We start from the raw sequence: 25,290 nt of genomic DNA on the forward strand, positions 1-25,290 counted from the left end.
CATGCGCATCCTCCTCACCAACGACGACGGCATCCATGCCCCGGGCCTCGTCGCGCTTGAGAAGATCGCCCGCGCCCTGACCGACGACGTCTGGATCTGCGCGCCGGAATACGAGCAGTCGGGCGCCAGCCGGGCCCTGACCCTGGCCGACCCGCTGCGGGTGCGCCGCCTGGACGACCGCCGCTTCGCCGTCGAGGGCACGCCCACCGACTGCGTGATGATGGCCGTGCAGCAGCTGATCGACGGCCCCGCGCCGGATCTGGTGCTGTCGGGCGTCAATCGCGGCCAGAACATCGCCGAGGATGTCACCCTGTCGGGCACCGTGGCCGGCGCGATCGAGGGCATGGCCCTGGGTATCCGCTCCATCGCCCTGTCCCAGGCCATGAACTATTTCCACGACGAAGTGGTCGCCCACTGGGAGACTGCCGAGACCTATGGTCCGGGCATCATCCAGCGGCTGCTGGAGGTGGGCTGGCCCACCGACGTGATCATGAACGTCAACTTCCCGGCCTTGCCGCCGGAAGCGGTGGCGGCGGTCGAGGTCACGCGCCAGGGCTTCCGCGACGGCCATTTGCGCCACTGGGACAAGCGCACCGACCTGCGCGGCCGCGACTATTACTGGATGGGCTTTACGGCCACGGCCTCGGCGCCCAAGGACGGCACCGATCTGAAGGCCGTCTATGAGGGCAAGATCTCGGTCACGCCGTTGCATATCGACCTGACCCACAACGAAACCGTCCACGCCCTGAAGGGCCTGCTGGGCGGCGCGCCTCCCAAGCTGCGGGTGGATGCATGAGCAAGGTCAAGGCCGCCGCGACCACTGATCTACCCCGCCTGATGCAGGCCCTGCGCGACCAGGGGATCACCGATCCCCAGGTGCTGGCGGCCATCGAGAAGACGCCGCGCGACCTGTTCACGCCTGACCTGTTCAAGGAACGCTCGTGGGAGGATTCGGCCCTGCCGATCGCCTGCGGCCAGACCATCAGCCAGCCCTATATCGTCGGCCTGATGACTCAGGCCCTGACCATCGAGCCGCGCTCGCGCGTGCTGGAGATCGGCACCGGGTCGGGTTACCAGACCACCATCCTCAGCCACGTCTCGCGGCTGGTCTATACGATCGAGCGCTATCGGACCCTGATGAAGGAGGCCGAGGCGCGCTTTCACAAGCTTGGCCTGACCAACGTGATCACCAAGTTCGGCGATGGCGGCGAAGGTTGGGCCGAACAGGCGCCGTTTGACCGCATTATGGTCACGGCTGCGGCTGAAGATGATCCGAAACGACTGCTGTCCCAGCTCAAGCCCAACGGCGTCCTCGTGGCGCCGATCGGGAAGGGGCCGGTGCAGAGCCTTCGCCGCTATGCGGGCGACGGCAAGGGCGGCTTCAAGGTCGAGGCGCTGTGCGACGTGCGGTTTGTGCCACTGCTCGATGGCGTCGCTCGCGACCAGTGAAGCGGGAAATGGGGGGCGCGGCTTGCGCGGCGTCCTTGCGGTTAATGATTGATTTACCCTCGCGGGGCCGTCTGAACGACTGGCGAGGACAAGGAGAGGCTATGAGGCAGTTGTGGACGCGCGCGGCGGTGATCGCCCTGACGGCTGGAACGCTCGCGGCCTGCGAGACGGCCGGAGGACCGCAGTATCCCGCTCGGGACGGGCAGCCCGGCGCGCCCGCGCCTCGGGCGCAGACGCCGAACTTCCCGATCACCCAGGCGCCGTCCGCAGAAGCGCTCGACACCAGGCCGACGCCGTCCGAGGTGATCCGCCGCGAGCCGATCCCGGTCGAGGCCGCTCCTGCGCCGCCGACCTATACCGATCCGCCGGTCACCCGCACCGAACTTGCGCCGCCTCCGCCGCCCCCGCCGCCGCCGGCCCAGATCCGTCCGGCCGCGCCGATCATCGTCACCACCGTGGCCGGTCCGGTGGTGGACGTGCCCGGCAAGCCGCAGTCGCGCATCGTGGAGTCGGGCGACGCCCTGGACGCCATCGCCCGGGGCTTTGGCTCGACCCGCGCCGAACTGGTCAAGCTCAACGATCTCGAGCCGCCTTACCGCCTGAAGCTGGGCCAGAAGATCGTCGGTCCCGCCGGCCCCAAGTCCAAGGCCTATGTCGTCCAGTCGGGCGACACGATGTTCGCCATCGCCAAGCGCTTTTCCGTCACCGCCGCCGCCCTGGCCGACGAGAACGACCTCAAGAGCGGCGCGCCGATCAGGAAGGGGCAGAAGCTGCTCCTGCCGGACGGCTTCAAGGACAAGGGTCCGACCAAGACGGCCATGGCCGCGCCGCCCTCCAGCGCGCCGGCTGCCAGCAGCCCGATGACCACCTCTTCCAGCGCGCCCCCTACCGAGGCGCCGCGCGCTGCGACCCCGACCATGACCCAGCCGGCCCCGACGCCGGCCAGCGTCTCCACCGCTTCGGCCAGCGTCACCACCACCACGACCAGCGTCACCGGTTCGGTGGTCAGCGTGGCGGGACCGCGTCAGGTCCATACGGTCAAGTCTGGCGACACCCTGACCGCGATCGCCCGGCGCTTTGACATGAGCGTCAAGGAACTGGCCGACGCCAACGATATCAACCCCGACAAGCCGCTGAAGCTGGGCGCGAAGATCAAGGGTCCGGCCACGACGGCCAAGGCCTATTCCGTCCAGTCCGGCGACACCCTGACGGCCATTGCCAAGCGCTTCAACGTCACCCTCAAGGCCCTGGCCGCCGAGAACGACCTGAAGACCACGGCGGCCGTCAAGAAGGGCCAGAAGATCCTTCTGCCCGACGGTTATAAGGACAAGGGGCCGATCAAGACCACGACGACCCGGCCGGCCGCGCCGTCGACGACCGTGGCCCAGGCTCCGGCCCCGACCGAAACGCCCGTGACCACGCCGTCAGCGCCGATCCCCTATCGTCCCGGCCCCTCGACCCCGCGCCCCAGCGGCCCGGTCGCGGCCATGCCCGTCAATCCGCCGCCGTCGGCGCCGGTCCGTCCGATCATCGAAAGCAGCGCCGCCCCGACCGAGGCCGAGATCATCGCTTCGGGCAAGGGCCGCTTCGCGTGGCCGCTGCGCGGCGAGATCATCTCCGACTTCGGGGTCAAGGGCACCGGCCAGCGCAATGACGGCCTGAACATCCGCGCCAATGCCGGCGCGCCGGTGGTGGCCGCCGCCGACGGCGAGATCGCCTATGCCGGCAACCAGGTCCCGACCTTCGGCAACCTGGTGCTGGTCAAGCATGCCGACGGCTGGGTCACGGCCTATGCGCACCTGGGCACGACCGACGTGAAGATGCGCCAGCAGGTGTCGAAGGGCCAGCAACTGGGCACGGTCGGTTCGACCGGCGGGGTCAACGAGCCCCAGCTGCACTTCGAGATGCGCTATGCGCCGACGGTCAAGGACAAGGCCCGGCCGGTGGATCCGGGACTGGTCCTGCCGCGCTAGAACTAGGAACGGCCCGCTTCGAGAGAGGCGGGCCGTTTGGCTATTTGCCCCAGCGCCAGGCCCAGGGCCTGTCGCTCTTGCATCGCGCCACGATCACGAAGGTGATGGTAACGCCGATGACCAGGGCGATGGTTGGCCATCCCTCTGGCAGGGCCGACAGGCCGATCAGCGCTGCGAGAAAGGCTGCGGTGGCGACCCAACCCTCCCAACTGCAGGGCAGTCCCGCGCCGTAGCCGTATTTTTTGGTCCGAAACCACGGCTTGCCCATGGCTGGCTCCTGCTTGGTTTGCAGGGCCCACTTTACTCCAGACGATGGATCGCGTCTCGTTAGAACGGGGATTGCGACCGCGCTGTCCCCGGATGGGCGCGGGGACAAGTGACCCTCTCCCAGAGGGAGAGGGAGGGGCCCGCCGCGTAGCGGTGGGAGGGTGAGGGGTTTGCGAAGCCCTTCCGGACAAGGCAGGATCCCAGGTGCGACAATGGTTTAGGGTGTAACCCCTCACCCTCCCACGCAAGCGTGGGTCCCTCCCTCTCCCTCTGGGAGAGGGTCGAAGCAACGGGGATCGGCTCGGGCGTCCAGCAAACTTATCCGACGCGCTGAAACCTCCTGTATTCTTGTCCCACCTCGTCGCGAGGAAAGGGCGCAAGGCCAGCGACCATTGCGGCGGCGGGGGGTGATCGAGCGGGGACAGGCGGGCGTAATGGCTCGCGGCCGGGCGTGAACGCTATTCACGCCGCCCGTCTGGGGCTGGGAGCGTACGAGGCGTCACAATACCGCCCAAGCGCAGGCTCTTGTGAACCGGTCACGCGGGGCGGACGGCTTCGTCGAAACGGTACTTTTAAACTCACATCCGGACGTGGTCCGGACGCTCCGCGACCCTTTCCATCACCCTCGCAGCGAAAGCGCGAGGTCGAGAACCTGCGTTCGCTACGCCGGCAGGCTCTTGCCCAGTTCCCCCGCCAGATCCCGGATGAACTGCCAGGCCACGCGGCCCGAGCGCGCGCCGCGCAGCTGCGACCATTGCAGGGCCCGGCGGTCGAGGTTCTCGACCACCAGGTCGAAGCGTTCGGCATAGCAGCGGATCGCCTCCAGATAGGTGGGCTGGTCCATGGGCGGGAAGCCGATCCAAAGGCCAAAGCGGTCGGAGACGCTCATCTCCTCCTCGGCGTCCTCGGCGGCGGCGATGGCGCCCTGGCTTTCGACGTGGTCGCGGGGCATCAGGTGGCGGCGGTTGGAGGTGGCGACGAACAGCACATTCTCCGGCGGGCCGGCCACGCCGCCTTCCAGCGCCGATTTCAGGGCCTTGGCGGCCGCCGCGCCGTCCTCGAACGACAGGTCGTCGCACAGCACCACGAAGCGCTCCGCACGGCTTCGCAACAGATCAAACAGCGGCGGCAACGCCGCGATCTCGTCGCGATCCACCTCGACCAGCTTCAGGGCGGGGTGGCCTTCGCTGACGACCATGAACGCGGCCTTGGTCATCGAGCTCTTGCCGGTGCCGCGCACCCCCCACAGCAGAACGTGGTTGCAGGGCAGGCCCGTGGCGAAGCGCGTCAGGTTCTCGACGAACCGGTCCTTCTGCCGCTCGACGCCCACCAGCAGGTCCAGGGCCATCGGATAGTCGGGGGCAGGGACGAAGGCCTGGCCCGCGAGATCATGCCGAAACAGCCGCGCGCCGCCGAAATCCGGCGGGGTCGGCGCGGCCGGCGCGAGGCGCTCCAGGGCGTCGGCGATACGGGCGAGCAGGGCGTTTTGGGCGTCGATCATGGCCCGGTCCTAACCTCGCCGCGCCGTCATTGCAAAAGAGGAGGTGAACGCATAGCTTCCGCCGACTTGGCGAGACCCCATATGGAGGTTTCGACCGCAGAAATTTTGGAGACGTTATGCCCGGTGGCCTGAGCGCGCAGCTTATGCAAATCGCCCCCATCCTCCTGATGGTGGTTCTGTTCTACTTCATGCTGATCCGTCCGCAGCAGAAGCGGGCGAAAGAACATCAGATCATGCTGTCCAACCTGAAGCGCGGCGACAATGTCGTGCTGTCCAGCGGCATGCTGGGCAAGATCGTGCGCGTCGAAGACAAGGAAGTCGGCGTCGAGATCGCCCAGGGCGTCACCGTCAAGGTCGTCAAGGGCATGATCACCGAAGTCCGCGCCAAGGGCGAACCCGCCCCGGCCAACGACCCCAAGAGCTGATTTTTCCAAAACGTCTAGGCGCCGCGAGGCGTCGTCCAGAGCCTGTAATCCATGCTGACACTGTCCCGCTGGAAGATCATCGTCGTCACCCTGGCGGTGATCTTCGGCCTTGTCTTCACCCTGCCAAACCTTCTGCCGCAAAGAACGCTCGACGCTCTGCCCGGCTGGGTTCCCAAGCAGAAGCTCAACCTGGGTCTCGACCTCCAGGGCGGCTCCTATCTGCTGATGGAGGTCGACACGGCCGCGCTGCGTCGCGAACGCCTGACCAATCTGGTCGAGGATGTCCGCACCAGCCTGCGGGGCGAGCAGATTGCCTTTGGCGAGCTGCGTGACGCGGGCGGCGTGATCAGCGTCCGCATCGCCGACGCCGCCAAGGTCAATGACGCCGCCAACCTGCTTCGGCGGTCGGTCGGCTCGCCCTTGGTCGGCGCCGTCGGCGGTCGCGACATCTCGGTCGCCACGCGGGACAACCAGGTTCTGGAGATCAGCTTCGTGGCCGAGGCCGCCAAGGCCGACGCCGCGATGGCGGTGGAGCAGTCGATCGAGACCATCCGTCGCCGGATCGACAGCCTGGGCACCAAGGAACCGACGATCACCCGTCAGGGCCTCGACCGGATCGTCATCCAGGCGGCCGGCGAAAGCGATCCGGAAAAGCTGAAGTCGGTGATCGGCAAGACCGCCAAGCTCACCTTCCAGATGGTCGACGAAGGCGTGACGCCTGAGGATATGGCCGCCGGCCGCATCCCGCCGGGCTCGGAAATGCTGCCCAGCGAGGACGGTTATGTGCCGGCCTATGTGGTGCGCAAGCGCGCCGTGGTGTCGGGCGACGAGCTGACCGATTCCCGCCAGACCTTCGATTCCCAGAGCGGCAACCCGGTCGTTTCGTTCGCCTTCAACGGTCAGGGCGCGCGCAAGTTCGGCGACGCCACGGCCCGCAACATCAACAAGAAGTTCGCCATCGTCCTGGATGGCAAGATCATCTCGGCGCCGGTCATCAACGGCGCCATCACCGGCGGTTCGGGCATCATCACCGGCAATTTCACGCCGGAGAGCGCCGCTGAACTGGCCCTGCTGCTGCGGTCGGGCGCTCTGCCCGCGCCGCTGAACGTCGAGGAGCAGCGCACCGTCGGCGCCGAGCTGGGCGCGGACGCCGTCAAGGCGGGCGCGATCTCCACCCTGGTGGCCTTTGTCACCATCGTGGTCTTCATGCTGCTGTCCTATGGGCTGCTGTTTGGCGGCATCTCGGTGATCGCCCTGCTGATCAACGGCATGATGATCGTCGCGGCCATGTCGATCACTCAGGCCACCCTGACCCTGCCGGGCATCGCCGGCCTGATCCTGACCCTGGCCGTGGCCGTTGACGCCAACGTGCTGATCTATGAGCGGATGCGCGACGAGGCCCGGGCCGGCAAATCGCCGATCATGGCCGCCGACGCCGGCTTCTCCCGCGCCATGAGCACGATCATCGACGCCAATGTCACCACCCTGGTGGCGGCCGGCATCATGTTCGCGTTTGGCGCCGGCCCGGTCCGGGGCTTTGCCTGGACCCTGTCGATCGGCGTGTTCACCTCGGTGTTCACCGCCGTGCTGGTCAGCCAGCTTCTCATCGGCTGGTGGTTCCGCGCCGCCCGCCCCAAGAAACTTCCGATCTGAGTGAGCGCACCCATGGCCTGGCCCCTGATCAAGCTGCTCCCGCAGAAAACCAACTTCACCTTCGTCAAGTTCGCGCGCCTGATGGCGCTGATCAGCGCGACCCTCGTGGTCGCCTCGCTGGTCGGCCTCTTCAAGCCCGGGCTCAACCTGGGCATCGACTTCAAGGGCGGCTCCGTCATGGAAGTCTCGACCGCCCCGCGCGCGGTTGACCTGGCCAAGGTGCGCGACACGCTGGGGGCCCAGGGCCTGGGCGATGTTCAGGTGCAGGCGTTCGGCGCTCCCGACCGCGCCCTGGTGCGGTTCCAGACCCCGGCTGGCGGTGACGCCGGCGTCACCCTGACCAACGTCAAGAACGCCCTGAAGCAGTCGCTGGGCGAGCCCGTCCAGTTCATCAACCCGTCGGCGGTGGGGCCCAAGGTCTCGGGCGAGCTGTTCCGCAGCGGCATCATCGCCCTGGCGCTCGCGATCGGCCTGATGTTCCTCTACATCTGGTTCCGGTTCGAGCCGCAGTTTGGCCTCGGCGCCGTTGCGGGCCTGCTGCACGACCTGATCCTGACCTTCGGCTTCATCATCCTGTTCAAGATCGAGTTCAGCCTCAACACCGTCGCGGCCCTGCTGACCGTGATCGGCTATTCGATGAACGACACCGTGGTGGTGTTCGACCGCCTCCGCGAGAACCTGCGCAAATACAAGAAAATGCCGCTGGGCGAGGTGATCGACCTGTCGATCAACGAAACCCTGTCGCGCACCATCATCACCGGCGTCACGGCGGTCATGGCCCTGGCGGGTCTGGCGATCTTCGGCGGTGAGGCGCTGTTTGGCTTCTCGGTGGTGATGATCTTCGGCATCGTGGTCGGCACCTATTCGTCGATCTATGTCGGCGCGCCGATCATCCTGCTGTGGGGCGTCAAGCGCGGCGATGAAGAGGCTACGCCGATCAAGCTCGGCGCGGCCTCGCGTCCGTAATGGCCGAGCTTCGCCGTCCGCCCTCGATCGACGCCTGGGGCGGCGGCGGCTTTCGGGTCTCCGGCGACTGGCGGCCGGGCTCGCTGCTTATCATTGATGACCAGCCGCACGCCTGGTCGGCGACCGCCCTGGCCGCGCTGACGCCGGACGACTTCGCCCAGGTCTTCGCGGCCGGCGGCGCGGTCGAGTTCGTGCTGCTGGGCGGCGGTCTGGTCAACGCCCTGCCGCCGCGCGACCTCCGCGACGCCCTGAAGGCGGCGGGCATCGGCCTCGAGTTTATGAGCACCGAAGCCGCGGCCCGCACCTACAACGTGCTGGCCAGCGAGGGCCGGCGTCTGGCGGCGGCCCTGATCGCGGTATAGCCGGCAGCCTTTTCAAGGCTTTGCCCGACTCTGAGAAGAGGCTTATAGCTGACCGCCAAGATTTAGGACTCTTAGGGGGAACTTGGATGTCCGGACTGCTCGCGAACTTCCGCAACACCATCATTGTCAGCGTCCTGCTGTCGCTGGTGATGATCGCTGGCTACTTCATGCACGCCGGTGGCGGGCTGGTGTTCTTCGAGGCGGTGTTCCGCTTCATGCACGTGTTCTTCGGCATCCTGTGGATCGGGCTGCTGTACTATTTCAACTTCGTGCAGATCCGCGTGATGCCGCAGATCCCGGCCGAGCTGAAGCCGGCGGTCAGCAAGTACATCGCCCCCGAGGCCCTGTTCTGGTTCCGCTGGGCGGCCCTGGCCACCTGGGTGATGGGCGTGATCCTGGCCCTCAGCCGCAACTATCTGGTCGAGGCCGCGACCCTGGGTCTGGCCGGCGGCTATTCGCCCGACGTCGACGCCCGCTACACCTTCATCGGCGTGGGCATGTGGCTGGCGACCGTGATGTTCTTCAACGTCTGGGTCTTCATCTGGCCCAACCAGAAGATCGCCCTGGGCATCGTCGAAGCCGACGCGGAAGCCAAGGCCAAGGCCGCCAAGACGGCCATGCTGTTCTCGCGCACCAACACCCTGCTCAGCATCCCGATGCTGGCCACCATGACGATGAACCAGACGCTGTTCGGCTAAACCCCGACCAAAATCGTGTAAGGGAAAGGCCCGCCGGATTCGGCGGGCCTTTTTCGTTTCGAGACCATGGCCGACACCGAAACCCTCGACGATCTCGTCCGCCGCGTCGATCCAGACCGCTGGCTGGCCAGCCGCTTCATCGCCGACCCCGCGGCGCGGGCCGACGTGATCGCGCTCTACGCCTTCAACTATGAGCTGGCCCGGGTGGCCGGCGGCGTGTCCAACGCCCTGATGGGCGAGATCCGCCTGACCTGGTGGCGCGAGGCCATGGAAGAGATCGCGGCCGGGAAGCCGCCGCGCAAGCATCCCAATGTCGAGGCCATCGCTGCGTCGGGGATAGACCCCCTGGCCCTGGCCGCCATGGCCGAGGCGCGCTTCGCGGATCTGGACGACGCGCCGCCGGCCGACGAGGGCAGGGCGCTGGCCTATGTCGACGCCACCGCCGGCGCCCTGGCCGTGCTGGCCGCCCGACGTCTTGATCCCTCCGCCGACCCGCACGCCGTGAAGGGTGCGGCCCGGGCCTATGGCCTGGCGGGCCTTTGGCGGCTGAAACTGTCTGGCCGTTCGCGCCTGCCGGAAGACTGGACGGAGGCCGACCTCGCGCGCCGCGTCGCAGACCAGCTGAAGGCCGCCCGCCGCGAGCTCAGGGGCCTGCCCGTCGCGGCGTTCCCGGCCATCGCGACGGCCGCTCTGGCCGGCGCCTACGCCAAGGGCCGTGACCCCGGCGAGCTCGAAAAAAAGGCCCGCCTCACCTGGTCGGTGGCGACGGGCCTGATCTAGGCCGGCCTACTTCTTCTCGGCCGTCCAGGTATTCAGCCAGTCCAGCACTTCCTTGTGCCACTGCACCGAGTTCTGGGCCTTCAGCACCCAGTGGTTCTCATTGGGGAAGGTCAGCAGCTTGCTGGGCACGCCCTTGCGCTGCAGGGCCGTGAAGGTGGCGATGCCCTGTTCCATCGGCACGCGGTAGTCGAGCTGGCTGTGCACGACCAGGGTCGGCTTGGTCCAGTTGGCCACGTGATCGGCGGGATTGAACTTGGCGTAGGTGGTGTTCGGATCCCAGGGCGTGCCGCCGTTCTCCCACTCGCTGAACCACAGCTCCTCGGTCGAATAGCCCATGAAGCGGCTGTCGAAGATGCCGTCGTGATTGACCAGGCACTTCCACGGCTGGTTCCAGCTGCCGGCGATCCAGTTGACCATGAAGCCGCCGTACGAGGCGCCGAGCGCGCAGGCCCGGTCGCCGTCAAGGAAGCCGTAGGTCTTCAGGGCGTGATCCCAGCCCTTCTGCAGGTCTTCCAGCGGGCGGTCGCCCCAGTGCTGGCTGATCGCGTCGGTGAAGCCCTGGCCATAGCCGGTGGAGCCATGGAAATCGACCATCACCACGGCGTAGCCGGCATTGGTGTAGGTCTGCGGGTTCCAGCGATAGCTCCAGCTGTTGCCGAACGAGCCCTGCGGTCCGCCATGGATCAGGAAGGCGACCGGATAGCGCTTGGCCGGATCGAAATTGGCCGGCTTGACCACGAAGCCGTGCACCGTCTCGTCGTTCCAGCCCTTGAAGCTGAACTGTTCCGGCTCGCCCCAGGCGACGGTCTTCAGGCGCTCGGCGTTCAGGTCGGTCAGCTTGACCGGCGCGCCCTTGCCGGCCGTCGCATACAGCTGGGCGGGGCCCTTCAGGGTGTCCATCGCATAGACGAGACCGCCCGGGCCCACGTCGAAGGCGCTGACATGGCCGTCGCCGGTGACCGGCGTGATCTTGCCGCTCTTGATGGCGATGTCGAAGATCCTGGTCTGGCCCACGTCCTGGGCCAGGGCGTAGATCGACTTGCCGTCGGCGCTCCAGGCGATGGCGTCGGCCGAGCGGTCCCAGGTGGGGACCAGCTCTTGTTCTTTGCCGGTGGCTTCCTCGTGCAGGATGATCGCATAGCGGTCGGCCTCGAAGCCGGGACGCTTCATGGCGCGATAGGCCGCCCACTTGCCGTCCGGCGAATAGACTGGGGCCGTGTCCCAGGCCTTGTTGGCGGGCGTCAGGTTTTTGGGCTTGGCCGAGCCGTCCAGCGGCGCGGCCCAGATGTCGAAATTGGTGGTCCAAGACTCGTCCTTGCCCGCCACCTTGGCCGAGAAGGTCACGAACCGGCTGTCGGGCGAGATCGTGAAGTCCTCGTCGCCGCCGAACGGCTTGGTCGGCGCATCGCCGTCGAAGCCGGGCATCAGGGCCACGGGCTTGCCCGAGGCCACGCCCTTGTCGTCCAGCGCCAGGGCATAGAGGTGGTTGCGGGTCCCGTCGGCCCACGCATCCCAATGGCGGATGAACAGCTTGTCGTACACCACGCCGGTCGCCTTGACCGACTTTCGGGCGTCCAGGCGGGCCTGGGTGCAGTCCAGGGTGTCGCAATCGGGGAAGACGGCCTGGCTGATCACCAGGGTCTTGCCGTCCGGCGAGACCTTGAAGGCGCCGACATCGAACGGCGCGGAGGTCACCTGTACGGCGGTTTCGCCCGCAGCGTCGGCGCGGAACACCTGATCGGTTCCGCCGGCGCGGCCTGAGATGAAATAGATCGACTTGCCGTCGGGCGACCAGCGGGCGCTGGAGGCGCCGCCGTCGGAGATCGTCAGCCGGCGCGGCGCCATTTTGGTCTTAAGGTCGGCGACCCACAGCGACATCGAGGCCTTGTTGGCGTCGAAGTCCATGGTCCGCACGCTGTAAATCACCAGACGACCGGCGGGCGAGACGCGCGGATCGCTCAGGCGATCCAGGCTGGCCATGTCCCTGGCGGTGAACGGACGGGCCTGGGCGACAGCCATTCCGCCGAACGCGGCGGACAGGGCCAGGGCCGAGGCGGCGAGACGCAAGCTCTTGATCATGAAACGCAAAATCCTGGCCCTATTCTTCCTTGAAGAGGCGGAAGCCTAACCGCCGCTTGCGCGCTAGGCCAGCAGATAGGGTGAAAATTCCGAACGCCGGTCGTCCGACGCCGGTCGTTTTTGTGTGGCGGTTTCGTGTCAAAAAAGCGACACGATTACAAAGGCTTGAGTGGTAACAATCCGAAACAGGACTTGCTTTGTCGCAGCGCGGCATAGTCCCTAAATGGTACAGAGGGCGTAGAGCGGTCGAAAAGCCGCTTCTGAGTAAAACGATAAGGGTCTTTCGTGTCGGCTTCGGCATATTTTCAGCACACGGTCGCAGGACCGGTGATCTTCGCGGGGATTGGCCTGCACACGGGCGAGCATGTCCGTGTGGCGGTGCGTCCCGCGCAGATCGACGCCGGGATCGTCTTCGTGCGCACCGATGTCCATGACCTCGACAACCGTGTGCCCGTAAAGCCCGACACCGTCTGCCAGACCCAGCTGGGCACCGTCATCAACAACGCCGACGACGTGCGGGTCTCGACCATCGAGCACCTGATGGCGGCCCTGGCCGCCCTGTCGATCGACAACTGCATCATCGAGGTCGACGGCCCCGAGGTTCCGATCATGGATGGCTCGGCCGAGCCCTTCGTCCAGATCCTGGATCGCGCCGGCCGCCGCAGGCAGGAAGCCGCCCGCAAATATATCGAGATCCTGGAGCCGGTCCGGGTCGAGGAGGGCGACAAGTTCGCCAGCCTGACCCCGTCGGATCGCTTCGAGGTCGCCTTCGAGATCGCTTTCGGCAGCAAGGCCATCGGCCGCCAGCGCGTCGACCTGACCGTGGACGAGGAATCGTTCCGGGCCGAGCTGTCCAACTGCCGCACCTTCGGCTTCGTCCGCGACGTCGAGGCCCTGCGGGCCATCGGCCTGGCGCGGGGCGGTTCGATGGAAAACGCCGTCGTCATCGATGGCGACCGGGTGCTGAACCCCGAAGGCCTGCGTCGTCCCGACGAGTTCGTGCGCCACAAGGCGCTGGACGCGGTCGGCGATCTCTATGTTCTGGGCGCGCCGATCATCGGCCGCTTCGAAGGCGTTCTGGCGGGCCATGGCCTCAATAACGCCGTGGTTCGGGCGTTGCTGGCCCAGCCGCGCGCCTGGCGCCTGCGCTCCCATGCGCTGGAACTGGCCGAGGCTGTCTAGATAAGCGCGACCCAGCGTCGTCGAGCCTTCGCATTTGCGCCCTCAGCGGCGTGGTGTAGAAGCCTTGCACGGCGCCGAGGCGCGCGTTTGCTTCGAGGGTGATAGTCCGTGCTTCTTAAATTCCCGGGTCGTTCGGCAGTCGTCCTCGCCGCCGTTCTCGTCGCTGTCACGGTTGCGGGCTGCGCCGGCAAGTCCAAGAAGCCGACCCTGGCCTATGAAGAGCGCCCGGTTGAGCTGCTCTACGCCACGGGCGCCGATCGGCTGGACCGCGGCAACTGGAACGAGGCCGTCGACTATTTCCGCGAAGTCGAACGCCAGCACCCCTATTCGGAATGGTCGCGCCGCTCGATCCTGATGACCGGCTTCGCCCACTATCAGGGCAACCAGTACAATGACGCCATCGGTGACGCCGACCGGTTCATCTCGCTGTATCCGGGCAACCCGTCGGCCTCCTACGCCTACTATCTGAAGGCCGTCTGCTATTTCGAACAGATCGTCGACGTGAACCGCGACCAGGCCGCCACCGAACAGGCCCTGGGCGCGCTGCGCGATGTGGTGCAGCGCTATCCGTCCAGCGAATACGCCCAGGACGCCCGCCTGAAGATCGACATGGTCAACGACCAGCTGGCCGGCAAGGAAATGGCCATCGGTCGCTACTATCTGCGCCAGGGCCAGACCCTGGCCGCCATCGGCCGCTTCAAGACCGTGATCGACCGTCACCAGACCACGTCGCACACGCCCGAAGCCCTGTTCCGTCTGGTCGAGTCCTACCTGACCCTGGGCCTCGCCGACGAGGCCAAGCGCAACGGCGCCGTGCTGGGCTACAACTTCCCGGGTGATCGCTGGTATTCGGACGCCTACAAGCTGCTGAACGACGCCGGCCTCAAGCCCGCCGTCGAGCCGCTGACCCCCGGCGCCAAGAAGAACCTGCTGGACCGTCTGGTGCGCGACAAGAACGCCACCCTGGCCCCTCCCGGCGAAAAGCCGGCCAAGAAGGCCGGCATGCGGGGGCTTCTGGGGCTCTAGCCCCGGCCCTCCGCAGCCTCGCGGAACACAAGCTGAACATCGAAGCGTCTGAGCGCTTTGAAAAACGCTGATTCTGGGCGAATCTCCGCGACATGCTGATTGGTCTCTCCATTCGCGACGTCGTGCTCATCGAGAGCCTGGACCTGGCCATCGGGCCGGGCCTGACAGCCCTGACCGGTGAGACCGGCGCGGGCAAGTCGATCATCCTCGACGCCCTCGGTCTGGCCACAGGCGCGCGGGCCGACGCGGGCCTCGTCCGGCGCGGCGCGGCGGGGCAGGCCTCGGCCACCGCCATCTTCGCCTTGCCGGCCGATCACCCCGCCTTCGCCTATCTGGACGACAAGGGCCTGGACTATGGCCGCGACGAGGACCTGGTCCTGCGCCGCCAGCTGTCGCCCGACGGCCGCTCCAGAGCCTTCGTCAACGACCAGGCCACCAGCGTCGGCGTGCTCAAGGACCTCGGAGCCCTGCTGCTGGAGGTTCACGGCCAGCACGAGACGGTCGGCCTGCTGGATCCCCGCACCCACCGCACCCTGCTGGACGCCTTCGGCGCCGTGTCCGTCTCGGCCGTCGCCTCGGCCTGGAGCGGCTGGCGCGCCGCGCGCGAAAAGGCCGAGGCCCTGCGCGCCCTGGCCAACCAGGCCGCCGCCGAGACCGAGGAACTGACCCTGCGTCTGTCGGAGCTGGATCGCCTCGATCCGCGCGAAGGCGAGGAAACGGCTCTCGCCGAGGAGCGGGCCCTGCTGGGCTCGGCCGAGAAGGCCCTGGCCGATATCGCCTCGGCCCAGGACGCCCTGGGCGGCGACGCGCTGTCCGGCAAGCTCGCTCAGGCCTTCCGCGCCCTGGAGCGGGCCCGCGAGCGCGCCCTGCATGCCGGAGCCCCCGCCGACGGCGCGGCCATGACCCGGCTGGCCGCCGCCTGCGACGCTGTCGACCGCGCCCTGGTCGAGGCCCAGGAAGCCAGCTCCGCCATCGACGCGGTGGCCGAAACCTTCGAATTCGAGCCCGACCGGCTGGAAAAGACCGAGGAGCGGCTGTTCGCCCTGCGCGGCATGGCCCGCAAGCTGAACGTCGCCACCGAGAACCTGCCGTCTCTGCGCGCCGAGTTCGCGGCCCGCCTGCAGGCCATCGAGACCTCCGGCGAGGCCCTGAAAGCCGCCGAGGAAGAGGCGGCTTCCGCCCGCGACGGCTATGTCTTCGCCGCCGAAGCCCTGTCGGCCGAACGCCGCGCCGCCGGCGACCGGCTGGCCCTGGCCGTCGAGGCCGAGCTGGCGCCGCTGAAGCTGGAAAAGGCCAAGTTCCGCGTCGCCGTCGAGCCTCTTCCCGAGGACCGGGTCGGCCCCACCGGCATGGACCGCGTCGCCTTCGAGATCTCGACCAACCCCGGCGCGCCGTTCGGGCCGATGGAGGCCATAGCCTCGGGCGGCGAACTGGCCCGCTTCGCCCTGGCGCTGAAGGCGGCCCTGGCGGGGCGCGGAACCGGTCCGCAGCCGCTGATGATCTTCGACGAGGTCGACCAGGGCGTCGGCGGCGCGGTGGCCGACGCGGTGGGCCTGCGCTTGAAGCGCCTGGCCGAGAACGCCCAGGTCCTGGTGGTCACCCACTCGGCCCAGGTCGCGGCGCGCGGCGACGCCCACTGGCGCATCGCCAAGTCCGGCGACGATCAGGCCATCCGCACCCGGGTCGAGCCCCTGTCGCCGGCTCAGCGCGAGGAAGAGATCGCCCGCATGCTGTCGGGCGCGGAAGTCACCGAGGCGGCGAGGGCGGCGGCGCGAGCCCTGATCAACTAGGCTGGATTGGATTCAGGGGGACGACAGCGAGCGTTGCTATCGTCCGCCAACATCCCTCAGACCGCCCGCCGCTTGGCCCACATCGCCGGGTTGGCGCGAAACATCGACCGCAGGGTGCTCATCTCGACGCGTGGCTTGACCCAGGCCTGTAGCGGACCATCGACGAAGCGCTCGAACAGGGCGGCGAAGGCCACGGCGATCGGGAAGGCCAGGGCCCAGGTCAGCCAAAGAGCGCCGTCGTTCAGGCCCAGCTTGCCGGCCGCCACGTGCTGGGCGCCAAACCAGGTCACGCCGACGAACTGGTTGGTCAGGTAGAGAGCAAAGGCCAGCCGGCCCGCCGTTTTCGCCCAGCCCCAGTCCTTCCGGGCCGAGGCTCCGGCCGCGAAGATCAGCACGCTCAGCAGGGCGAGACTCGCATAGTCGAACGCGCCGATCAGGTTCAGGGCCACCACGCCGGCGATGGCCGCCGCGCCCAGAGCGTCGGCGACGCGGGGGCTGACCACGACTTCGCGGCCCAGGCGGGCGATCAGCACGCCGATCAGGAACAGGGGCAGGGCGCGGATGACGCCGTACTTCAGCGCCAGGCGATACGAGCTCTGACCCAGCCAGTAGCGGCAGGCCAGATCGACGGCCACGAAGATCGCCACGCCCACGGCCAGGGCGATCCAGGGCGAGCGGATGGCGGCAAAGCCGCGCCACAGCACCGGGAAGGCGGCATAGCAGAAGATCAGGGCCGACAGGGTCCAGGTCGGGGTGTTCCAGCCCGACGGGCCGTCAAAGCCCCAGGCCTGCACCAGCAGGGCCTGGGCCGGCAGCTGCGACCACTGGAACCACTGCGGGTTCTGCGGGGCGACGCCGATCAGGGTGGTGGCGAGGATCAGGGCTACGAAGCCGGCCAGCATCACCAGATGCGAGGGCCAGACGCGGGCGAAACGCTTGAGCAGGAACTCGCGGTCGCCGACCTGGCGCTTGGCCACCCGGTCACCATAGGCGCGGCCCAGCACATAGCCCGACAGCATCAGGAAGAAATCGGTGGCCAGATAGCCGCGCCCCAGGGCCGGGTGCAGCGAGAACAGGCTGACGGGCGCCTGCTCGGCATAGTGATAGATCACCATGAAGAAGGCCGCGAAGAACCGCAGGGCGTCCAGCGGGCCGCCGCGCGACAGGTCTCTCGCCTTGGGAAGGTCACGCGCCCCAATGCGGGACGGTTTGGCGGCGTTCGACATGCGGATCTCCGTTTCTGACGAAGCCGCAGCAAGGCGCGCGCCAACAGGAGCGTTTTACCGGGGCATCGGTTAAAACCGGGTCGACACATCTTCCAGCCGGATTCGCCCGTGACCCTGACGCCCGTCGCCGACCTCTCCGAAGCCCAGGCCGCCGAGGAACTGGAAGCGCTGGCCGATCAGCTGGCGGCCCACGACCTGCGCTATCACCAGCAGGACGCGCCCACGATCAGCGACGCCGAGTACGACGCCCTCAAGCGCCGCAACCTCGACATCGAGACCCGCTTTCCGCACCTGATCCGCGAGAACTCGCCGTCGCTGCGAGTAGGGGCGGCGCGCGCCGACCAGTTCTCGCCGGTCGAGCACGGCGTGCCGATGCTGAGCCTCGACAACGCCTTTTCCAATGACGAGGCGACAGAGTTCGACGCCCGCGTCCGGCGGTTCCTGAAGCTGTCGCCCAGCGAGACGGTCGCCTATACGGCCGAGCCCAAGATCGATGGGCTGTCGGCCTCCCTGCGCTATGAGAAGGGCGTGCTGGTCCAGGGCGCGACGCGGGGCGACGGCCGGGTGGGCGAGGACGTCACTGCCAATCTGCGGACCATCGCCGACATCCCCCATCGCCTGAAGGGCTCCGGTTGGCCCGACGTGATCGAGGTGCGCGGCGAGGTCTATGTTGAACTGGCCGCCTTCGCGGCCTTCAACGCCGCCGCCGAGGCGGCCGGCCAGCGCACCTATGCCAACCCCCGCAATTTTGCCGCCGGCTCGCTGCGCCAGATCGATCCCAAGATCAGCGCCCAGCGGCCGCTGCGGTTCTTCGGCTATGCCTGGGGCTTGGTCAGCGACAGTTTCGCAGACGGCCAGTGGGAGGCGCTGGCCAGGCTCGAAGACTGGGGTTTCGTCACCACGGCCCCGCCGGCCAAACGGGTGGAGAACGCGCAAGGCCTGCTCGACATCTATGCCGCCTTCGAGACCCTGCGGCCGACCCTGGACTTCGACATCGACGGCGTCGTCTACAAGGTCGACGACCTGAATCTGCAAAAACGCCTGGGCTTCGTCTCGCGCTCGCCCCGCTGGGCCATCGCCCGCAAGTTCCCGGCCCAGAAGGCCCGCACCATTCTCGAGGCCATCGACCTGCAGGTCGGCCGCACCGGCGCGATCACGCCGGTGGCGCGGCTGAAGCCGGTGACCGTCGGCGGCGTCTCTGTGACCAACGCCACCTTGCACAATGGCGACGAGATCGCCCGGCTGGACGTGCGGATCGGCGACACGGTGGTGATCCAGCGGGCCGGCGACGTGATCCCGCAGATCGTCGAGGTGGCGCTGGAGGCGCGGCCCGATCCCGCGCCGCCGCCCTATGAATTCCCGCATGTCTGCCCGTGTCCGCTGAAGACCGAGCTGGCGCGCGAGACCAACGCCTCGGGGACCGAGTCCGTGGTGCGCCGCTGCACCGGCGAGTTCGCCTGTCCGTTCCAGCGGGTCGAGCACCTGCGCCACTTCGTGTCGCGCCGGGCCTTCGACATCGAGGGTCTGGGCGAAAAGCAGCTGCAGGCCTTTTTCGACGAGGGCTGGATCCGCGAGCCCGCCGACATCTTCCGTCTGGCCCGCGACGCGGAAAAGCTGGACGCGCTGCGCTCCCGCGATGGCTATGGCGAGACCTCGGTCGCCAATCTGGTCAAGGGCATCGAGGCCCGGCGCACGATCGGCCTGGACCGGGTGATCTATGGTCTGGGCATGCGGGATATCGGCGAGACCACCTCGACCGTGCTGGCCCGCCACTTCGACACCTTCGCCGACCTGCAGGCCGCCGCCGAGGCCGCCGCCACGGGTCTGCCGACCGCGACCTATCTTGAGCTCTCGACCGCGCCCGGCGTCGGTCCCAAGGCGCTGGACCTACTGGTCGAGGTCGGCAAGGGCGGCCTGAAAGCGGATCCGTGGCCCGAGGCTGACAGCGTGGAGATCAAGATCGGTCACGCCGTCCCCAAGCTGACCAAACCGGCTCGCGCCGCCCTGACCGAGCGCTACGGAACCTGGGACGCCTTCGCCCAGGCCCTGGCGGAAGCCGCCAATGGCGCTCCGGGCGAGGACTATCTGCATCTGGCCGCCGTCGACGGCGTGGGCCCGGTGGCGGCTCAGTCCCTGGCCCGGTTCTTCAGCGAGGATCACAACCGCCAGAAGGTCGCCGCCCTGGTCGCTGAACTGGACATCCAGGCTGTCGCCAAGCCCAAGACCGACACGGCCGTAGCCGGCAAGACCGTGGTCTTCACCGGCGCTCTGGAAAAGATGACCCGCGACGAGGCCAAGGCCCAGGCCGAGGCCCTGGGCGCCAAGGTGGCCTCATCGGTGTCGAAGAAGACCGATCTGGTGGTGGCCGGTCCCGGCGCGGGCTCCAAGCTGAAGACCGCCACCGAGCTGGGCATCCAGGTGATGACCGAGGACGAGTGGCTGGCCATGGTGGCCGGATAGGGCCATTCGGCAGGCCTTGCCTGATCGGCTGCGGGTCTGGCTGGACAGGACATCTTAAAATGCCATAGGGGTTGATGCTCAACCTAAGGGGCATGCAGTGGGACTTCGGGCACTCGTAAGGAACTTGCTGCGACCCGAACCGGCGGCTGCGGCGCCGAGCCGGAATCCTCATGACCTGAAGTCGGTCAATATCGCCATGGTCGATGAACTGATGCGGGCCATGCCGCACGACGAAGCGATGGCGGTCGCCATCGGCGGCGACTGGACCTTTTTCGGCAATCTGCAGGCCGCCCTGCTGAAGCACTACGGCCTGCCCGACGACGGCTATCTCATTGACGTGGGCTGCGGGGCGGGCCGTCTGGCCAAGCCGCTGTCGGCGCAGCATCGTGGCGACTATCTGGGGATCGATCTGGTTCCCGCGCTCGTGGCCAATGCGCGCCGCATCACCGAGCGCGCCGATTGGCGTTTCGAGGTGATCGACCACATCGGAATACCCGAGAAGGACTCTGTCGCCGACATGGTCTGCTTCTTCTCGGTCCTGACCCACCTGCTGCACGAGCAGAGCTACTGGTACCTGGAAGAAGCCCACCGCGTGCTGAAGCCGGGCGGTCGTGTGGTGTTTACGTTCCTGGAATTTTCCGAGCCCGCGCATTTCACGAACATCTTCAAGCCGACGGTCGAGCACATCAAGACCGGCGCCCACGCGCCCCTGAACGCCTTCCTGCATCGCGATATCCTGACTCTGTGGGCTCCGGAGCTGGGCTTCGACGTGGTCGAGATCCGCGGCGGCGGCGATGTGGTGGTGCCGCAGGGCAATATGGGCCAGGCCCTCTGCGTGTTTCAGAAACGGACCTGAGACCACCGGGGCCTCGTTGCGCTGGACGGATTTGAAGATCTCGCCTTCAATTCGCCGTGAGACTTGCCGTTGGTCGGCGGATCGCGCAACCAATGCCGTCAAACGCGCAGTCAGGCGCGACCCAGGGAGTAGACCATGTTCCGCACCACCTTGATCGCCGTCGCGGCGCTCGGCGCGCTGGCCGGGCCAGCCTTCGCCGCCGATGTCACCGGCCTGTGGGCCACGCCGACCAATGGCGGCCAGGTCGAGATCGCCCGTTGCGGCAACAGCCTGTGCGGCAAGCTGGTCACCTCCAACCAGATCAAGACCAACGCCGCCCTGAAGGACCAAAAGAACAAGGACGCCGCCCAGCGGGGCCGCACCCTGAAGGGCCTGCAGATGCTTTACGACTTCACCGGCGGGCCGGCCAAGTGGACCGGCGGCAAGGTCTATAATCCCGACGACGGCGGCACCTATTCGGGCACGATCGAGATGCTGTCCGACAGCCAGCTGAAACTGAAGGGCTGCGTCGTCGCCCCGCTGTGCAAGACCCAGGTGTGGAACCGGGTGAAGTAGGAAGTCCTCCCCCTGAAGGGGGAGGCGGTCGCAAAGCGACCGGAGGGGGAAGTGGCCTTGGCCCTACGACTTCCCTCTCCGTCGCCTGCGGCGACACCTCTCCCGTCAGGGAGAGGACTTGAAAGCTAAAGCGGCGCGCAGGCCTCTTCCATCCAGGCCCGAACCTCGGCGTTGACCCGGGGGCCGATCTCCTTCAGCACCCGCGCGTGATAGGCGTCGAACTGGGCGACCTCTTCGGTCGACAGCAGGGCCTTGTCGATCAGGCGGCGGTCGATGGGGGCCAGGGTCAGGGCCTCGAAGCGGTGCATCGGGCGTTCGCCGCCGGCGATGTCTTCGGCCGGCATCACCACTTCCAGATTCTCGATGCGGATGCCGTATTCGCCGTCCTTGTAGAAGCCCGGTTCGTTGGAGACGATCATGCCGGGCTGCAGGGCGATGGTGTTGGGCGCCTTGGAGATCCGCTGCGGGCCTTCGTGGACGCCCAGATAGACGCCGACCCCGTGGCCGGTGCCGTGGTCATAGTCCAGGCCGTGGGCCCACAGGGCGGCGCGGGCGAAGGCGTCGATGGCCGAGCCGGTGGTGCCCGCCGGGAAGCGCAGGCGAGCGATGGCCAGATGGCCCTTCAGCACCAGGGTGTTGCGCTGGATCATCTCGGCCGAGGGCTCGCCGATCGCCACCGTGCGGGTGACGTCGGTGGTGCCGTCCAGATACTGGCCGCCGCTGTCGACCAGCAGCAGTGAGCCCATCGCGGCGCGCTGGTTGCTGCGCTCGGTCGGACGATAGTGGGGCAGGGCGCCGTGGCCGTTGGCGGCGCCGATGGTGTCGAACGACAGGTCCTTCAGCACCCCGGTGGCTTCGCGGAAGCCTTCCAGCTTAGCGACGGCTTCCTTCTCGTCCGGTGGATTGATCTGACCCTCGGTGGCCAGCCAGTGCAGGAAGCGGGTCAGGGCGGCGCCGTCCCGGCGGTGCGCCTCGCGCGTGCCGTCGATCTCGACGGCGTTCTTGCAGGCCCGCGGCATCGTGCAGGGATCCATGCCGCGCACCACCCTGGCGCCGGCGGCGGTCAGGGTGTCGAAGTACCAGGCCGAGGACTGGCCGGGATCGACGAGAACCGCCTTGCCGGCCAGCTCCGCCAGGGCGGCGTCCAGGGCGTCCGGCGTTTCCAGTGACACCTGGTTGCCCAGCCAGGCCGGCAGGTCCTCGGTGACCTTGGCCGGATCGATGAACAGGCGGGCCGTGCCGTCGGCGTTTACGATGGCCTGCGACAGCGGCAGGGGCGAGCGGATCACGTCGCCGCCGCGCACATTGAACAGCCAGGCGATCGAGGCCGGAGCAGTGATCACGGCGGCGTCGGCGCCCAGGCCGGCCAGGCCGGCGCCCACGCGGCCGCGCTTGGAGGCGGAGTCCTCGCCCGCATACTGAACGGGATGGGGCGCGATGGGCGCGGCCGGCTGCGCGGGACGCTGGTCGCCCCAGGCTTCGTCCAGCGGATTGACGGCGACGGGCTTCAGCGCGGCGCCGGCCCGGGCGGCGGCGGCCTTGAGGCTGTCCAGGGCCTGGGGGCTGTGCAGACGCGCGTCGTAGCCGATGACCGCGCCGGCCTTGGCGGTCTCAAGATAGGCGGGGACGCCGCCCTCGACGAGGTCGCGGATCTCGAACACGCCCTGATCGACCTGCTCGCGGACCTGAAGGGTGTAGCGGCCGTCGACGAACACGGCGGCGCGGTCGCTCATGATCACGCCGGCGCCCGCCGAGCCGGTGAAGCCACTGGCCCAGGCCAGGCGGTCATTGGCGGCGGGCAGATATTCGTTCTGGTGCTCGTCCTCGTGCGGCACGAGGAAGCCGTCCAGACCCTGGCGGGCCATGGCCGCGCGGATCAGGGGAACGTGACGGGGCCCGAAGGACGGGTCGGTGGATTCATCGAAGGTCTGACGCATGCCCCGATGTAATCCCCCGACCCGAGCCTGGGAAGAGGATGATTATTGCGGCGAAGCGGCGGCCGGCGCGTCGACCGATGGCGCGGTGTCGCCGGTGGCCGCGACACGGTCGGCGGCGTCCTGGGCGGCCTGGCTGGCGTTGGCGGCGGACCTTTCGGTCTCGCGGCGGGCCTCGTCAGCCGCGGCGCCGGCGTTGCGCGCGGCGTTTTCGGCGGCGAACTGGGCCTGCTGGGCGCTGGTGGCCACGCTGGACTGGGCGCCTTCGATCACGCCGGCGGCGCGACCCTGTTCCTGGGCCTGAAGCAGCTGGTCCTGGCTGGTGTCGGCCGGGCGCTGGGTCAGCATGAAGGCCACGGCGATCACCGCGACCACCGCGACGATGCCGGCCACTGTCCAGCCGGTGGTGTTGCTTTCGCGGCGGACCTCGACCACGCGTTCGGTCGGCGGAATCTGGGGATCGACATAGGTCATCGGGCTGTTCCTTGAGCCGGGAAGTCTTGGCTTAGGAAACGTCGCCGTTGGTCCGCCGGTTCCGGCGGCGCCGGTCAGGGACGCTGCAGGACCAGCGTCGCCCACGCGTCGCGATGGATGCGGGTGACCACCTTGAAGCCGCGCGACAGATAGGCGGCCTTGACCATTCGCTCCTGGGTGCGCAGCAGGCCCGACAGGATCACCGTGCCGCCGGGGACCAGGGCGCGCTTGATGTCCTGGGCCAGGCTGATCAGCGGCCGGGCCAGGATGTTGGCGAACACCAGGTCATAGGGGGCGTTGTCGGCTACCAGCCGGTCGCCCAGGCCCGAGGCGTGGACGAACTTGGCGTTGGCCTGGTTGACCTTGGCGTTCTCGCGGGCGATCCGCACGCTGGGCCGGTCGATATCGGTGCCGACGGCCAGCTTGCTGCCCGTGCGGGCGGCGGCGATGGCCAGCAGGCCCGTACCGGCGCCGACGTCCAGCACCTTCTTGAACTTGCGGGCCTTGATCAGGCGGTCATAGGCCTGCAGGCAGCCGACGGTGGTGCCGTGGTGGCCGGTGCCGAAGGCCGCGCCGGCCTCGATGCGCAGATTGACGGTGCTGGCCGGCAGGCGGCCGCGATCGTGCATGCCATAGACGAAGAAGCGCCCGGCCTTGACCGGCGGCAGGCCCGACAGCGCCATGGCCAGCCAGTCTGCGTCGGCCAGGACCTCGGTGGTCACCTTGACCTTGAAGCCGGCCAGCACGCGCGCCAGGCCGTCGGACTCGTCCTGGGTGGTGGGGAAGGCGTCGATCCGCCAGATGTTCTTGTCCTCGTCCTCTTCCAGGATCGAGTAGGTCGCGCCTTCCAGCGCGGCGTCCATATCGATGGCGTCGGCGGCGGCTTCGGCGTCGGCGCGGGCGCCGCGGGCGACGATCTGTTGGGGCGTATAGTCGGTCATGCCGCTCCAGTACCGATCCCGGAGCCGAAAGGCGAGCCTTTGAGGTCGCCTAGTTCAGCAAAGTCGGCCGGGCGGGCTCATCCTCGGGCAGGCGAATGTCCATGATGTCGCCCTGGGTGGACGCCCAGCGGGTCTCCTCGCGCGCGGGGCGGGCGGCGATCACCGTCGGCGGCTCGGGCTCGGCCGGGGCGTCGTCGGAAGCTGGATAGACTGCCTCGACCTCGTAGCGCGGCTGGTGGATCTCGCGGGGCCTGGCCTCCGCCAGGAAATCGGTCCCGATCACATAGTCCGGAACCTTGCCCGCCGGCCATGAGATCGGCAGGGCGGCGTCTTCCAGTGCGGCGCGGTTGATCGGGCGGCTCTCGACCAAGGCTTCGGTCTGGGAGCCGACCTGAAACACCAGTCCCAGAACCACGCCCAGCACAGCCGCCAGCGGTGCGCCATACAGCACCGGCCGCGAGGCGGCGAAGGTCTTCAGGGGCGTCAGATCGATGTCCATGCACCGATAGCGTCTGGCGCGCGGTTCCGTTCGATGGGGAGGCGAGAAATCCTGTCGGGCGTGTGTTGGTTGGGGCTGGGCTTCGGCCGTTGTCACCGTCGAAAGAGTGGTCCTTTCGACTGGCCGAGGAGGGTGGCTATCGGCCCTCGGAACCCCTCTCTCTCTATGAGAGAGGGATTCAAAAGGTCCGCAAT

The 25,290-nt window shown here is 67.9% G+C and carries 23 protein-coding genes and 1 pseudogene; 15 read left to right on the forward strand and 9 right to left on the reverse strand.

Annotated elements, in window-relative coordinates; all coding sequences use genetic code 11:
- Nucleotide 1: 1 nt before the first annotated feature.
- From surE to dipM, 3 genes are all read left to right on the forward strand, one after another.
- Entirely contained in the window at nucleotides 2-796 is a 795-nt protein-coding gene (surE, locus tag ACW17V_RS06720) for a 5'/3'-nucleotidase SurE (RefSeq protein ID WP_492108087.1), read from the forward strand.
- Nucleotides 793-1,449 (forward strand): protein-L-isoaspartate(D-aspartate) O-methyltransferase, encoded by a 657-nt coding sequence (locus ACW17V_RS06725; RefSeq protein WP_492108088.1) that lies wholly within the window; start codon nucleotides 793-795, stop codon nucleotides 1,447-1,449. Before surE ends, ACW17V_RS06725 begins: the two co-directional genes overlap by 4 nt.
- Before the next feature lie 101 nt (nucleotides 1,450-1,550).
- Nucleotides 1,551-3,422, forward strand: coding sequence for a cell division endopeptidase DipM (gene dipM / locus ACW17V_RS06730; RefSeq protein ID WP_492108089.1), 1,872 nt, complete (start codon nucleotides 1,551-1,553; stop codon nucleotides 3,420-3,422).
- A 40-nt stretch (nucleotides 3,423-3,462) separates the two neighbouring features.
- Here dipM and ACW17V_RS06735 read toward each other — a convergent pair whose 3' ends face one another.
- The 3 genes and pseudogenes from ACW17V_RS06735 to ACW17V_RS06745 form a co-directional block, all read right to left on the reverse strand.
- Entirely contained in the window at nucleotides 3,463-3,690 is a 228-nt protein-coding gene (locus ACW17V_RS06735) for a hypothetical protein (protein ID WP_492108090.1), read from the reverse strand.
- A 231-nt stretch (nucleotides 3,691-3,921) separates the two neighbouring features.
- A pseudogene (locus tag ACW17V_RS06740) lies at nucleotides 3,922-4,115 on the reverse strand (hypothetical protein); the annotation flags it as partial.
- A 235-nt stretch (nucleotides 4,116-4,350) separates the two neighbouring features.
- A complete protein-coding gene (locus ACW17V_RS06745) occupies nucleotides 4,351-5,190 on the reverse strand; it encodes an ATP-binding protein (RefSeq protein ID WP_492108091.1) in 840 nt (279 codons plus the stop codon).
- 116 nt (nucleotides 5,191-5,306) lie between these two features.
- Here ACW17V_RS06745 and yajC point away from each other — a divergent pair, with 116 nt between their 5' ends.
- From yajC to ACW17V_RS06775, 6 genes are all read left to right on the forward strand, one after another.
- Nucleotides 5,307-5,615 carry a preprotein translocase subunit YajC gene (yajC, locus tag ACW17V_RS06750; RefSeq protein ID WP_492108092.1) on the forward strand — a complete coding sequence of 103 codons (309 nt, stop codon included), beginning with the start codon at nucleotides 5,307-5,309 and terminating at the stop codon, nucleotides 5,613-5,615.
- A 51-nt stretch (nucleotides 5,616-5,666) separates the two neighbouring features.
- A complete protein-coding gene (secD, locus tag ACW17V_RS06755; protein ID WP_492108093.1) occupies nucleotides 5,667-7,268 on the forward strand; it encodes a protein translocase subunit SecD in 1,602 nt (533 codons plus the stop codon).
- On the forward strand, nucleotides 7,269-8,234 hold the full coding sequence (gene secF, locus ACW17V_RS06760; protein WP_492108094.1) for a protein translocase subunit SecF: 966 nt from the start codon (nucleotides 7,269-7,271) through the stop codon (nucleotides 8,232-8,234).
- Entirely contained in the window at nucleotides 8,234-8,596 is a 363-nt protein-coding gene (locus ACW17V_RS06765; RefSeq protein WP_492108095.1) for an Mth938-like domain-containing protein, read from the forward strand. Before secF ends, ACW17V_RS06765 begins: the two co-directional genes overlap by 1 nt.
- A gap of 86 nt (nucleotides 8,597-8,682) precedes the next feature.
- Nucleotides 8,683-9,294 carry a urate hydroxylase PuuD gene (locus tag ACW17V_RS06770; protein ID WP_492108096.1) on the forward strand — a complete coding sequence of 204 codons (612 nt, stop codon included), beginning with the start codon at nucleotides 8,683-8,685 and terminating at the stop codon, nucleotides 9,292-9,294.
- 66 nt (nucleotides 9,295-9,360) lie between these two features.
- Nucleotides 9,361-10,074, forward strand: coding sequence for a squalene/phytoene synthase family protein (locus tag ACW17V_RS06775; protein ID WP_492108097.1), 714 nt, complete (start codon nucleotides 9,361-9,363; stop codon nucleotides 10,072-10,074).
- A gap of 6 nt (nucleotides 10,075-10,080) precedes the next feature.
- On the opposite strand, the gene ACW17V_RS06780 is transcribed toward ACW17V_RS06775, so the two are convergent.
- A complete protein-coding gene (locus tag ACW17V_RS06780) occupies nucleotides 10,081-12,153 on the reverse strand; it encodes a S9 family peptidase (RefSeq protein WP_492108098.1) in 2,073 nt (690 codons plus the stop codon).
- Between the two features lie 285 nt (nucleotides 12,154-12,438).
- On the opposite strand from ACW17V_RS06780, the gene lpxC reads away from it, so the two are divergent.
- The 3 genes from lpxC to recN all read left to right on the forward strand — a co-directional run bounded on the left by lpxC (nucleotide 12,439) and on the right by recN (nucleotide 16,151).
- Entirely contained in the window at nucleotides 12,439-13,335 is an 897-nt protein-coding gene (gene lpxC, locus ACW17V_RS06785; RefSeq protein ID WP_492108099.1) for a UDP-3-O-acyl-N-acetylglucosamine deacetylase, read from the forward strand.
- 108 nt (nucleotides 13,336-13,443) lie between these two features.
- Nucleotides 13,444-14,361, forward strand: coding sequence for an outer membrane protein assembly factor BamD (locus tag ACW17V_RS06790; protein ID WP_492108100.1), 918 nt, complete (start codon nucleotides 13,444-13,446; stop codon nucleotides 14,359-14,361).
- A 92-nt stretch (nucleotides 14,362-14,453) separates the two neighbouring features.
- The gene (recN, locus tag ACW17V_RS06795; protein WP_492108101.1) at nucleotides 14,454-16,151 is read left to right on the forward strand and encodes a DNA repair protein RecN; all 1,698 of its coding nucleotides are present in this window, start codon (nucleotides 14,454-14,456) and stop codon (nucleotides 16,149-16,151) included.
- A gap of 56 nt (nucleotides 16,152-16,207) precedes the next feature.
- Here the strand turns inward: recN and ACW17V_RS06800 are convergent, their stop codons facing one another.
- Complete coding sequence (locus ACW17V_RS06800) at nucleotides 16,208-17,377, reverse strand: acyltransferase family protein (protein WP_492108102.1); 1,170 nt, start codon at nucleotides 17,375-17,377, stop codon at nucleotides 16,208-16,210.
- Between the two features lie 108 nt (nucleotides 17,378-17,485).
- Between ACW17V_RS06800 and ligA the strand changes: the two genes are divergently transcribed.
- The 3 genes from ligA to ACW17V_RS06815 all read left to right on the forward strand — a co-directional run bounded on the left by ligA (nucleotide 17,486) and on the right by ACW17V_RS06815 (nucleotide 21,248).
- A complete protein-coding gene (gene ligA, locus ACW17V_RS06805) occupies nucleotides 17,486-19,837 on the forward strand; it encodes an NAD-dependent DNA ligase LigA (protein WP_492108103.1) in 2,352 nt (783 codons plus the stop codon).
- 124 nt (nucleotides 19,838-19,961) lie between these two features.
- On the forward strand, nucleotides 19,962-20,693 hold the full coding sequence (locus tag ACW17V_RS06810; protein WP_492108104.1) for a class I SAM-dependent methyltransferase: 732 nt from the start codon (nucleotides 19,962-19,964) through the stop codon (nucleotides 20,691-20,693).
- Nucleotides 20,694-20,828: 135 nt separating this feature from the next.
- Nucleotides 20,829-21,248, forward strand: a complete 420-nt coding sequence (locus ACW17V_RS06815; RefSeq protein ID WP_492108105.1) for a DUF2147 domain-containing protein — start codon at nucleotides 20,829-20,831, stop codon at nucleotides 21,246-21,248.
- 125 nt (nucleotides 21,249-21,373) lie between these two features.
- Here ACW17V_RS06815 and ACW17V_RS06820 read toward each other — a convergent pair whose 3' ends face one another.
- The 4 genes from ACW17V_RS06820 to ACW17V_RS06835 form a co-directional block, all read right to left on the reverse strand.
- Nucleotides 21,374-23,185 carry an aminopeptidase P family protein gene (locus ACW17V_RS06820; protein ID WP_492108106.1) on the reverse strand — a complete coding sequence of 604 codons (1,812 nt, stop codon included), beginning with the start codon at nucleotides 23,183-23,185 and terminating at the stop codon, nucleotides 21,374-21,376.
- A gap of 42 nt (nucleotides 23,186-23,227) precedes the next feature.
- Complete coding sequence (locus ACW17V_RS06825) at nucleotides 23,228-23,656, reverse strand: hypothetical protein (protein WP_492108107.1); 429 nt, start codon at nucleotides 23,654-23,656, stop codon at nucleotides 23,228-23,230.
- 74 nt (nucleotides 23,657-23,730) lie between these two features.
- Nucleotides 23,731-24,597 (reverse strand): 50S ribosomal protein L11 methyltransferase, encoded by an 867-nt coding sequence (locus tag ACW17V_RS06830; RefSeq protein WP_492108108.1) that lies wholly within the window; start codon nucleotides 24,595-24,597, stop codon nucleotides 23,731-23,733.
- A gap of 49 nt (nucleotides 24,598-24,646) precedes the next feature.
- The gene (locus ACW17V_RS06835; protein ID WP_492108109.1) at nucleotides 24,647-25,096 is read right to left on the reverse strand and encodes a hypothetical protein; all 450 of its coding nucleotides are present in this window, start codon (nucleotides 25,094-25,096) and stop codon (nucleotides 24,647-24,649) included.
- Between the last annotated feature and the right edge of the window lie 194 nt (nucleotides 25,097-25,290).

This window comes from Caulobacter sp. FV2ye17ST (assembly GCF_058680955.1).